General features: G+C 66.6%; 10 protein-coding genes. 1 reads left to right on the top strand and 9 read right to left on the bottom strand.

Going from position 1 to position 10,331, the window contains the following annotated elements:
* The 9 genes from G3N97_RS32395 to G3N97_RS32435 form a co-directional block, all read right to left on the bottom strand.
* The coding region (locus tag G3N97_RS32395; protein WP_205997006.1) for a hypothetical protein at nucleotides 1-220 on the bottom strand (220 nt) is incomplete at its 3' end.
* 62 nt (nucleotides 221-282) lie between these two features.
* Entirely contained in the window at nucleotides 283-1,326 is a 1,044-nt protein-coding gene (gene deoC, locus G3N97_RS32400) for a deoxyribose-phosphate aldolase (RefSeq protein WP_205997007.1), read from the bottom strand.
* A gap of 187 nt (nucleotides 1,327-1,513) precedes the next feature.
* Nucleotides 1,514-3,136 carry an FGGY-family carbohydrate kinase gene (locus G3N97_RS32405; RefSeq protein ID WP_205997008.1) on the bottom strand — a complete coding sequence of 541 codons (1,623 nt, stop codon included), beginning with the start codon at nucleotides 3,134-3,136 and terminating at the stop codon, nucleotides 1,514-1,516.
* A 54-nt stretch (nucleotides 3,137-3,190) separates the two neighbouring features.
* On the bottom strand, nucleotides 3,191-3,919 hold the full coding sequence (locus tag G3N97_RS32410) for an SDR family oxidoreductase (protein WP_205997009.1): 729 nt from the start codon (nucleotides 3,917-3,919) through the stop codon (nucleotides 3,191-3,193).
* 20 nt (nucleotides 3,920-3,939) lie between these two features.
* A complete protein-coding gene (locus tag G3N97_RS32415) occupies nucleotides 3,940-5,196 on the bottom strand; it encodes a sugar ABC transporter permease (RefSeq protein ID WP_110329976.1) in 1,257 nt (418 codons plus the stop codon).
* An 11-nt stretch (nucleotides 5,197-5,207) separates the two neighbouring features.
* Entirely contained in the window at nucleotides 5,208-6,029 is an 822-nt protein-coding gene (locus G3N97_RS32420) for an ATP-binding cassette domain-containing protein (protein WP_205997010.1), read from the bottom strand.
* 92 nt (nucleotides 6,030-6,121) lie between these two features.
* Nucleotides 6,122-7,180, bottom strand: coding sequence for a sugar ABC transporter substrate-binding protein (locus G3N97_RS32425; RefSeq protein WP_205997011.1), 1,059 nt, complete (start codon nucleotides 7,178-7,180; stop codon nucleotides 6,122-6,124).
* A gap of 129 nt (nucleotides 7,181-7,309) precedes the next feature.
* Nucleotides 7,310-8,245 carry an AraC family transcriptional regulator gene (locus tag G3N97_RS32430; protein WP_241030970.1) on the bottom strand — a complete coding sequence of 312 codons (936 nt, stop codon included), beginning with the start codon at nucleotides 8,243-8,245 and terminating at the stop codon, nucleotides 7,310-7,312.
* Between the two features lie 396 nt (nucleotides 8,246-8,641).
* Complete coding sequence (locus G3N97_RS32435) at nucleotides 8,642-8,833, bottom strand: hypothetical protein (RefSeq protein WP_205997012.1); 192 nt, start codon at nucleotides 8,831-8,833, stop codon at nucleotides 8,642-8,644.
* Between the two features lie 406 nt (nucleotides 8,834-9,239).
* Here G3N97_RS32435 and G3N97_RS32440 point away from each other — a divergent pair.
* The coding region (locus tag G3N97_RS32440) for a trypsin-like peptidase domain-containing protein (RefSeq protein ID WP_205997014.1) at nucleotides 9,240-10,331 on the top strand (1,092 nt) is incomplete at its 3' end.

Genomic DNA, 10,331 nt, shown 5'->3' on the forward strand with positions numbered 1-10,331 from the left:
CGGCGACGTCGTCGGCGTTGCCTTGCGCGACTTGCGCGAGCGGCTCGCCCGTGGCGGGCGCGCGCACCTCAAAGCGCTCGCCGCCTGCGGGCGCACGCCACGCGCCGTCGATGAAGTGGCCAAACACGCCTTCGTGCTGCGCGAGCCACGCGCGCACGGGCTGATCGTCCTCGGGGGCGGGACCGTAATCCATCGTTCGAAAGTACTCGGCTACGCTCATCGGTGTGGTCTGGTCAAGATGACTGCGTGTGACTGCGTATCACTGCGCGCGGCTCGCCGCGATCAGGCGACGGGGTGGCGATGGAACGCGGAATAGCGCCCGCTCACGTAATGTTCGAGCTGGCGCTCGATATCGGCGAGCAGACTCGACGCGCCGAAGCGGAACAGCTCCGGTTCGAGCCACGGCCGCCCCAACTCTTCCTTCATCAGGATCTGGTACGCGAGCGCCGATTTCGCCGTGGAAACGCCGCCCGCCGGTTTGAAACCCACCAGCACGCCGGTGCGTTCGCGATACTCGCGGATCATGCGCACCATCACGAGCGAGACATCGAGCGTGGCGTTCACGCCTTCCTTGCCCGTCGACGTCTTGATGAAGTCCGCGCCCGCCATCATGCAGACCATCGAGGCCTTCGCAATGTTCGACAGCACGCGGATATCGCCGGTCGCGAGAATCGCTTTCAGATGCGCCTCGCCGCAGGCCGCGCGGAACTCGCGCACTTCGTCGTAAAGCGCACGCCAGTTGCCCGTGAGCACATATTCGCGCGTGACGACGATGTCGATTTCACGCGCGCCGTCGGCCACCGAGGCTTCGATTTCCTTGAGCTTGAGCGCGTGCGGATTGAGCCCCGCCGGAAAACCCGTGGAGACCGCCGCGACCGGAATGCCGCTGCCATCGAGCGCGTCGACGGCGGCTGCGACGAAACGGTGATACACGCACACCGCGCCGGTCTGGATCGACTCGGGCGCCATGCCGAGCGCGGCGAGCAGGTCGGCGCGCACCGGATGCCGCGCCTTCGCGCAGAGGCGGCGTACGCGGCCTTCGGTGTCGTCGCCGTTGAGCGTGGTGAGGTCGATGCAGGTGATGGCTTTCAGCAGCCACGCGGCCTGCGCGTCTTTCTTGACGGCGCGGCGCGTGCCGAGTGTGGCCGTGCGGCGTTCGACGGCGGATTGATTGACGCGCAGCGCGTCGATCCACGCCGTGTCGAACGCCGTGCCGGGATTGCGCTCGATATGCGCGGCCTGCGTGCCGGACACGACAGACGCGGCGGGCGCGGCATGGCGCAACGCGACGACAGATTGCTGGGAGGCTTCAGACGCTGTAGGCATACGCTTTGAGCTGAATTAGGCGACGCGCTCTGGCGAGCGAATTTGTGCAATGCACATCAAACCGTGATGGTTTATTTGCACTCATCCTATACCGATGAAACGATCGTGACAATACTCGTTACAATCGTATCGCTAACGTTAGCAAGCTGTCGCCTCGTACCACCACGCGGCGCTCGCTGAAACCTCGTCAACGGATCGCGCGCGCCACGCCTTGCAATTGACGGAACGCGTCATAACGCGCGTCGTGCAGCGCGGCGATTTCACCGGCGGAGGGCGCATGCGTCGCGCCGATCCGCGACATCGCGGACATCGCCGTACGCACATCGCCGTATAGCCCGCCCGCCACGCCGCCGAGCATTGCCGCGCCGAGCAGAACGGGTTCGTCGGCCTGCGTCACGAGCACGGGTTTGCCGGTCGAATCGGCGAGCAACTGGCGCACGAGATCCAGCCGCCCGGCCCCACCGCTGATCACCACGCGATCGACCGCCGCGCCCGCCGCCGCCTGCACCTCGATAATCTGCCGCAGCCCGTAGCCGATGCTCGCGATGCCCGCGATATAGAGCGCGACGAGGCTCTCGCGATCCGTCTCCATGCCGAGACCCGCGATCACCGCGCGCGCGTGCGGATCGGCGAATGGCGCGCGGTTGCCGAGGAATTCGGGCACCACGTGCAGGCCGTCGGCCAGCGCGATCGCGCCGGAGAGATCGCCGGCCTGTTGCGCCGCGAGCGCGGCCAGCATGACCGGCAGCGACTGCCCTTCGCTCGCCGCACGGCGCTGCATCTCGGGCGCGAGCGGATGCATCGCGAGCAGACGCTCGATGGCCGCGCCCGCCACCGACTGCCCGCCTTCGTTGAGCCAGGTGTGCGGCACCATCGCCGAGTAATACGGACCCCAGACGCCCGGCACGAACACCGGTTCGCGCGTGGTCGTCATCGTGCACGACGAGGTGCCGAACACGTAGGCGAGACACGATTCGGGCGCGCCGTCCGCACCCACGGTGCCAATGCCGCCCGCGTGCGCGTCGATCACGCCCGCCGCCACCGGCGTGCCCGCGCGCAAGCCGAGTTCGGCGGCGGCCTGCGCGGTCAGTCCGTGCCCGAGCGGCGTGCCCGGTTCGACCACACGCTGGCCGATGCGCGCGAAGCCTTCGTCGGCGAGCACGTCGAGTCCCACCGCGCGGAAATAGCTCTCGTCCCAGCGCTGTTCGTGCGCGAGATAGGTCCACTTGCAGGTCACGGTGCAGGTCGAACGCGCGAGGTCGCCGCTCGCGCGCCATGTGAGGAAATCGGTGAGATCGAAGAACTGCCAGGCGGCGTCGAACACGGCGGGCCGATGCTCGCGCAGCCACAGCAGCTTGGGCGTTTCCATCTCCGGCGAAATCTTGCCGCCGACGAACTTGAGCACCGCGTGGTTCGTCGCGTTGATGCGCTCCGCCTGCTCGACCGCGCGATGATCCATCCACACGATAATGTCGCGATGCGCCTGTTCTGAAGGTCCCACGGGCAAGGACTGGCCGCCCTCGCCCAGCACGACGAGCGAACAGGTGGCGTCGAAACCGATCCCGGCGATCTGCGCCGCTTGCACGTTCGCCTGTGCCAGCGCGTCCTTCACCGACCGGCACACCGCGTTCCAGATTTCGCCGCTCGACTGCTCGACGATGGCGCCGCTTTCGTGAAAGACCGTGATGTCGTGCTTGGCGGAGGCCACCATGCGGCCGTCCGGATCGAAAATACCGGCGCGGGCGCTGCCCGTGCCGACGTCCACGCCGATCGCGTAACGCGTGGCGGCGTTCAAGGTGTCAGAGGTCATGGCTCATTCAGGAGGAAAAGGAGATCGCGGAAAATTACCTGGCATCCCTGACGATTAGAGATCGACGCTGCTCGGCAAAATCACGAGGTCGCGGATCGTCACATTGCGCCCACGCGTGAGCATGAACACGACCGCTTCAGCAACTTCGACCGGCTGCATCAGGCTGCCCGCCGCCAGCGCCTCTTCCATCTTCGCCTTCGGCCAGTCGTCGAGCAACGCGGTCACGACCGGCCCCGGCAGCACCGCGCCCACGCGCACGCCGTGCTTCGCGACCTGGCGGCGCGTCGTATGCACGAAGGCCTGCACGGCGAATTTAGACGCCGTGTAGATCGGCTCCCACACCACCGGCACCACGCCCGCGACCGAACTCGTGAAGAGAATGTCGCCCGACTTCTGCGCGACCAGATGCGGCAGCACCGCATGCACCGAGCGAAACGCGGCGTTGACGTTGAGATTGAGCATGCGGTCCCATTCGTCGGGATTGCCGCTCGTCACGTCGCCGCCGACATAGGTGCCCGCGTTCGCGTGAAAGATGTCGAGACCGCCCGCGAGTTGCAGGATCTTCGGCAGCATCGCCGAGACTTCCGCGGGTTGCAGCAGATCCACCTGCAAGGGCAAGGCGTTCGGTCCGAGTTCGGCGCAGCACGTCGCGAGCCGGTCCTGTGCACGGTCGATCAGCACAACTTTCGCGCCCTGCGCGATCAGCGCGCGCGCACATTCGAAGCCGATACCCGACGCCGCGCCCGTGATGGCGGCCACCTTCCCTTTGATCGATTCAGACATGGAGTCTCCGGATTATGGATTTACGCGCGGCCGTGCGAGACACGCGAGCGTCGCGCGAGCGAGTCGACGATCACCGCGATCGCCAGCACCGCGCCGGTAATCATGAAGCGCAGCGACGACGAGAGATTCAGCAGCGTGAGGCCGCTTGCGATCGACTGGATCACGATGATGCCGAGCACCGCCGACCACGCGCTGCCGCGTCCGCCGAACAGGCTCGTGCCGCCGATCACGGCCGCCGCGATGGCATTGAGGTTGACGTCGCCGGTGCCGGCCTGCTGACTCGCCGAGGCGAGCCGCGCCGCCGTGAGCACGCCGCCGAGCGCCGCGAAGCTCGCGCACAGTACGAACGCGCTCGTATAAATGGCGCTGACCTTGATGCCCGCGCGGCGCGCCGCTTCGCGGTTGCCGCCCACGGCGTTCATCGAACGGCCCCAGCGCGTGCGCTTGAGCGCGTAGTCCATCGCGACGGCGAGGCCGAGAAAGACGGCGAACATCAGCGGCACGCCGCGTCCGCGATCGAGATAGCTGACAACGACTTCGAGGAACACGGTGAGAATCGCGCCGCGCGCCACGAGGCTGCCGATCGACGGCGCCGAGAGCCGCGCCGCGCGCCGACGCTCGCGCGTGCGCAGTCCGGTCAGCACGATGGCCACGCCCGGCAGCAAGGCGATCACATGCGAAACCATCGCCGGGATGATCATCAACTGGCCGAAGTTCACCATCGTCGAACCGTACGGCAGATTGATCGAGCCGTCGGTGCCGAGCACGTAGAGTTGCAGGCCGAGAATCGCGAGCAGACCCGCGAGCGTCGAGACGAAACTCGGCATGCCGAGCCGGTTCAGCAGCAGCGCGTAGAGCGCGCCGACGATGCCGCCCACCACCACGGCGGCCGCGATGGCGAGCAACACGGGCCAGCCCTGATTGACCCAGAGCGTGCCCACGAGCGCCGAGGCGAAACCGCTCATCGAGCCGACCGAGAGATCGATCTCGCCCACCAGCAGCACGCAGACGATGCCGAGCGAAATCACGCCGACCGTCGAGCAGTCGAACAGCAGATTGACGAGATTGTCGGCGGAAAGAAAGACCGGATTCAGGCTCGTGAACACGGTCCAGATGATGACGAGGCCCACGATCACGGGCAGCGAGCCGAGATCGCCCGAGCGGATCCGGTCGACGAAAGCGGAAACGGTGTCGCCGAGACCGGCGGCGTGCTTCACGCGCACGTCGCTGCGGTCGAGCAGCGGCGAAGGCGGCGCGCTATGGGTGTCCTTGCTCATGATGGTGCCTTTCACTGTACGTCCTGTTGCGATTGCGGCGTGGCCGCCTGGCGACGGCCCGCGCGGCGCGAGACGGCGTTTTCGGTCGCGCCGGTGATGGCGGCCACCAGCTCCGCGTTGGAGGAATCGGGATAGAACACGCCGTTGTTGCGGCCGAGGCGCAGCACCACGATGCGGTCCGCGACGGCGCGCACGTCTTCCATGTTGTGACTGATCATGATGACCGCGTGGCCCCGGTCGCGCACGCGCTCGATCAGGTTCAGCACTTCGGCGGTCTGCGCCACGCCGAGCGCGGCCGTGGGTTCGTCGAGCATGATGAGCTTCGGATCGAGCAGCAGCGAACGCGCGATCGCCACCGTCTGGCGCTGGCCGCCCGAGAGCGACGCCACCACGTCACGCACGCTCGGAATGCGCGCCGACAATTCATTGAGCAGCGTCCACGCGCGCACTTCCATCTGCACTTCGTCGAGACGCAGCGGGCTCAGCTCGCGGCCGAGAAAGATGTTGGCGACCACGTCGAGGTTCTCGCACAGCGCGAGGTCCTGAAACACGGTGGCGATGCCGAGATCGAGCGCCGTCGCCGGGTCGGAGAGCACGACGTCCTGGCCGCGAAACGTGATGGTGCCGGCGCTCGGCTGATGCACGCCCGCGAGAATTTTCACCAGCGTGGATTTGCCCGCGCCGTTGTCGCCGACGAGGGCGACCACTTCGCCCGCGCGCACGTCGAGCTCGATATCGGTCAGCGCGGACACCGCGCCGAAGTGCTTCGAGACGCCGCGCAGGCTCAACACGATTTCGCCGGGCGGCGCGTGGGGCGTGGAGGTTTCAGTCATGAAAGGAAACTCCTGAGTGCTACCGGCGGGGACCGGCACTTGCCGCGCCCCGCCGTCGATACGATGGCTCTACGACCTGCTTGTCAAGTCAATTAGTTAGCAATGCCGAGCTTCTTGCAACCCTCCGCGTAACGGCCCGTGCACAGATCCTTGCCGCTCGCGAAACCCTTGTCGACGACTTCCGCCTTGAGGTTTTTCGCCGTGATGACGGCCGGCTTGAAGAGTTGCGTGGGCGTCTTGTAGAGCGTCGTTTCGCCCTTCGGCGTCTGGCCCGAGAGGAAGCTCACGGCCACCTTCGCCGCCGCGCCCGCCACGATCTCGCTCGGCTTGAGGATCGTGTTGTACTGGTCGCCCGCGATGATCAGTTGCAGGCCCGCGAGCGTCGCGTCGTTGCCCGTCACGGGCGGCACGGGATTCACGCCGGCGGCCTTGAACGCGGCGATGGTGCCGCCCGCCGTGCCGTCGTTGGCCGCCACCACGCCCACGATCTGCGTGCTGAAGCGCGTGATCTGGCCGCTCACCCACTGCTGCGCCTTGGGCGGCGCCCACTCGGGCGTGTCGTATTCGGCGAGCGTCTTGAAGCCGCTGCCTTCGAGCCCTTCGTGAATGCCCTTCTTGATGAGCCCGGCGGCGGCGTCGGTCGGCGAACCGTTGACTTCGAGCACGCCGCCCTTCGCGGCCGCCACGCCGCTCTCCTTGAGATGCTGCACGAGCGACTGCGCGATCGACTTGCCGATCTCCTCGTTATCGAACGACACGTAGTAGTCGGCGGGCGTCGACGGCACCGGACGGTCGTACGCGATGACCTTGATGCCCTGGCTCTGCGCCATGTGCACGAGCGAAGCGGCCGCCGTCGAATCGACCGGATCGAGCACGATCACCTTCGCACCCTGCGAGATCACCGAATTGAACTGTTGCTGCTGTTGCGAAGCGTCGGCGTTGGCGTTCTGGTAGAGCACCTTGCAGTCCGGACAAAGCTTGGCCATCTCGGCCTTGAAGCCCGGAAAGTCGTGCTGCTCGTAACGCGTGGACGCATGATCGGGCATCAGGAACGCGACCGTGCCGCTGGGCGCGGCGTGCGCCGCCTGACCGACCGTGAGCGCGGCGCCCAGCAGGGCTGCGCCGATCGCGAAGTTCGAAAGCGTGTTCATCGGGTGTCTCCGTTGTCTGGAAAATTGTTGGAAGTTTTTGGGGTGCAGCCGGGGTGGCGGAAACGAATCCGCCGTTAAAACACCTGCAAACGGGCGTGAAAGGATGCGTACCGTGGAACGACCGCCGCGCTAGGCGATCGCCGCTGCCTGCGCCGATTCACTCGCACTCGCCGCATTCACGCGATGCCACGCGCGCCAGCGCGACGGCGGCATATCCTTGAGCAACAGGAACTGGCGATTGAAGTTCGAGAGATTATTGAAACCGACGCGATAACAGATATCCGTAATCGTGAGCTGCCCCGACAGCAGCAACTGGCACGCGAGATCGATACGCAAGCGGTTCACGTACTGCACGAACGGCAATCCCGTGTGCCGCCGAAAATAACGCGAGAACGCGCTGACGCTCTGCCCCGACAGTTCCGCCAGCTCCGTCTCGCGCAATTCCTGCGACAGATTCTTGCCGATGAACGCCAGCACGTGATTGATGCGCGTGCCCGCATAGCGCGTCGGATCCGCGCGATAGGCGGCGCTCGCGAGCTTCGCGGGTTCCGCGCCTTGCGCGAGCAATTCGAACAGTTCGATGAACAGCACGATGCGCCGCAGCCCTTGCGCACCGAGCATCTCGCGCATGATCGGCTCGGCGGCCGCGCCCGTTTCGGGCGTGAACAGCAAACCCCAGCGCGACGCGTCGAGCAGCGGCGCCACGCGCCGGAACTCGGGAAAGGCGTCGATCGTGCGCGCGATGAAATCCGCGTCGAATTGCAGGACGAGGCAACGTTCGTCGACGCGCTCGCCGCCCGGCACGCTGCTCACCCAGTTATGCGGCAGGTTCGCCCCCATCATCACGAGATTGCCGGGCTCGAAATTGCCGATGTAATCGCCGACGAAGTACTTGCCCGTCGTCGACGTGATCAGGTGAATTTCATACTCCGGATGAAAATGCCAGCGCACCGTCCGGTACGGATAGCCGTGCGACCAGACCTTGAACGACTCGTCGCGCGGCACGGCCACCAGTTCGAGGTCCGGCTGGTCCATGCGCGCGGGACGGCCGTCCTTGTGCGCCATGGCTTGCGCCGTAACCGGGTGACTCGCTGGCATCTCCGCTTGCATCGCTCCTCCTGCGCCTTTTGCTGGTTTTTTCTTTGCGGCTCGCGGCCCGCGCGAGGGCGTCCGCCATGGTTGAAAAAGTAACCGCATCAGCGGCGCTTCACCACTGAAAATAAGACCGCCAACTGATACTTTTTTGCATTCGGGTAAGTCCGGATCGCCGCTAAAGTCAACTTTTGTGCAGGGCAACAGCTTTGCCGATGCCAGGCGCATCGGCGACCGAAAACGGGGTCAAACAACGCGCGGCGTTATCGGGGAAGGAAAAACGGGCGAAAAAAAGCGCCTGCCCGCAGATGCGAACAAGCGCCGGTCCGGCATGCGGCGCGCGAAGCACGCGCCGCCATCGAGGGACGATCAATACCCGTAACGCGGATGATGAGGACGCGGACGATGATGATGCCAGCGCACCGGATGGCAACGGCGCTCAGGGTGGCCATGAATCCACACGCGGTGGCATTCCATGCGCGGATGCGCGCTGGCAGCTTGAGGAATGGCGATCGCCGACGTGGCGACCAGGGCGGCGGCGAGCATGACACGCTTGAGCATGGGGACTTCGAACTCCGGTTTGTGGATGGGGCCCGGATGGTGCCATAAAGCGCGCGAGTGCGCAGTCGCGGCCACACGATGCGCGCGTCGGTCGTATCGATCACAACGATCGCATCCGTCGTATTGATCGCCTCGACGGCATCGAGCGTGCGCTGGAAAACAAATGCGTCCCCACTGAGCGCGCGCCGCGTCTACACTGTTTTCGTGGACCCGCTCGGACACTGCCCGCCGATGCCACGCGGTTCACTCGTCAGCATGATGACCATCGGGGAGGTGTCTTGTGCTACGTCTCTTTCCTGTGAACGCCGCGCGCCCAGCCGCCGCGGCCGCGCTGGCCTGCGCCGGCTTCTGCAGCCTCGCTGGCGTCGTCGCCCAGGCGGCGACGTCGTCGACATCGGCCGCGACGATGCAGCCCGCATCGGCCACATCGGCTTCCGCCGCGTCGAAAAAATCCGCCAAGGCCGTCGCGAAGGCCAACGCCGCGCAACGCCAGGCGCTCGCGCCCACGACGGTGCCTGCAACGGCGTCCGCGTCCGCGCCTGCGCCGACGCCCGCCGCAGACTCGGCGTCCGACTTCTCCACCTTCGTCGACCGCTACGGCCCGGCCGTCGTGCACGTGAGCGCGCGCGCCGCCGACGATCAGACCGCGCCGCCCGAGCAGGAAGCCATCGACGCCGACGATCCGTTCTCCGCGTTCTTCCGACGCGCGCAGCACGTGTCGCCGAACGCGCAGCCGAACACGTTCCCGAACGGACTGCCGAACGCCCAGACAGGCGCACCCATCCAGGCGGGCGCGCCGCGCGTGATGACGGGCGCGGGCTCCGGCTTCATCGTGAGCCCGGACGGCCTCGTCCTCACGACCGCGCACGTCGTCGACAACGCCGGGGACGTGACCGTGCGGCTCACCGACCGCCGCGAATTCAAGGCCGAAGTCGTGGCCGTCGATACGCAGAGCGACGTCGCCGTGCTGCAGATCGACGCGCACGATCTGCCGTTCGTGAAGCTCGGCGATTCGTCGAAAGTGCGCGTCGGCGAACCCGTGCTGACGATCGGCTCGCCCGACAGCTTCCAGAACACGGTGACGGCGGGCATCGTCAGCGCGACCTCGCGCACGCTCGCGGACGGCCGCACGTTCCCGTTCTTCCAGACCGACGTGGCCGTCAATCCCGACAACTCGGGCGGCCCGCTGTTCAATCGCGCGGGCGAGGTGATCGGCATCGCCGTGCAGGTGTATGCCGACGGCGAGCGCTACGCGAGCCTGACGTTCGCGATTCCGATCGACGCGGCCAGCGCGTTCCGCGCGCAACTGGCGCAGGCCGGGCGCGGGATCACGGCGAAAGCGAACGCGAACGCCAGTGCGAACGCCGAGGCCAACGACGGCGACGGCGCGGACGGCGCGGCGCCCGCGAAAGCGCGCACGACCTCGACGTTCGGCATGCATGTCGAGGACGTGAGCCCCGGCATCGCGGCGGCGCTCGGCCTGACGCACGCGAGCGGC

The organism is Paraburkholderia sp. Ac-20347 (assembly GCF_017104805.1).
Lineage (GTDB): Bacteria > Pseudomonadota > Gammaproteobacteria > Burkholderiales > Burkholderiaceae > Paraburkholderia > Paraburkholderia tropica.

Excerpts from the sequence above, each read along its gene's own strand:
- G3N97_RS32425 (WP_205997011.1), bottom strand. The coding sequence starts at position 7,180 with ATGAACACGCTTTCGAACTTCGCGATCGGCGCAGCCCTGCTGGGCGCC.
- G3N97_RS32435 (WP_205997012.1), bottom strand. The coding sequence starts at position 8,833 with ATGCTCAAGCGTGTCATGCTCGCCGCCGCCCTGGTCGCCACGTCGGCG.
- G3N97_RS32415 (WP_110329976.1), bottom strand. The coding sequence starts at position 5,196 with ATGAGCAAGGACACCCATAGCGCGCCGCCTTCGCCGCTGCTCGACCGC.
- G3N97_RS32405 (WP_205997008.1), bottom strand. The coding sequence starts at position 3,136 with ATGACCTCTGACACCTTGAACGCCGCCACGCGTTACGCGATCGGCGTG.
- deoC (WP_205997007.1), bottom strand. The coding sequence starts at position 1,326 with ATGCCTACAGCGTCTGAAGCCTCCCAGCAATCTGTCGTCGCGTTGCGC.
- G3N97_RS32420 (WP_205997010.1), bottom strand. The coding sequence starts at position 6,029 with ATGACTGAAACCTCCACGCCCCACGCGCCGCCCGGCGAAATCGTGTTG.
- G3N97_RS32430 (WP_241030970.1), bottom strand. The coding sequence starts at position 8,245 with ATGGCGCACAAGGACGGCCGTCCCGCGCGCATGGACCAGCCGGACCTC.
- G3N97_RS32410 (WP_205997009.1), bottom strand. The coding sequence starts at position 3,919 with ATGTCTGAATCGATCAAAGGGAAGGTGGCCGCCATCACGGGCGCGGCG.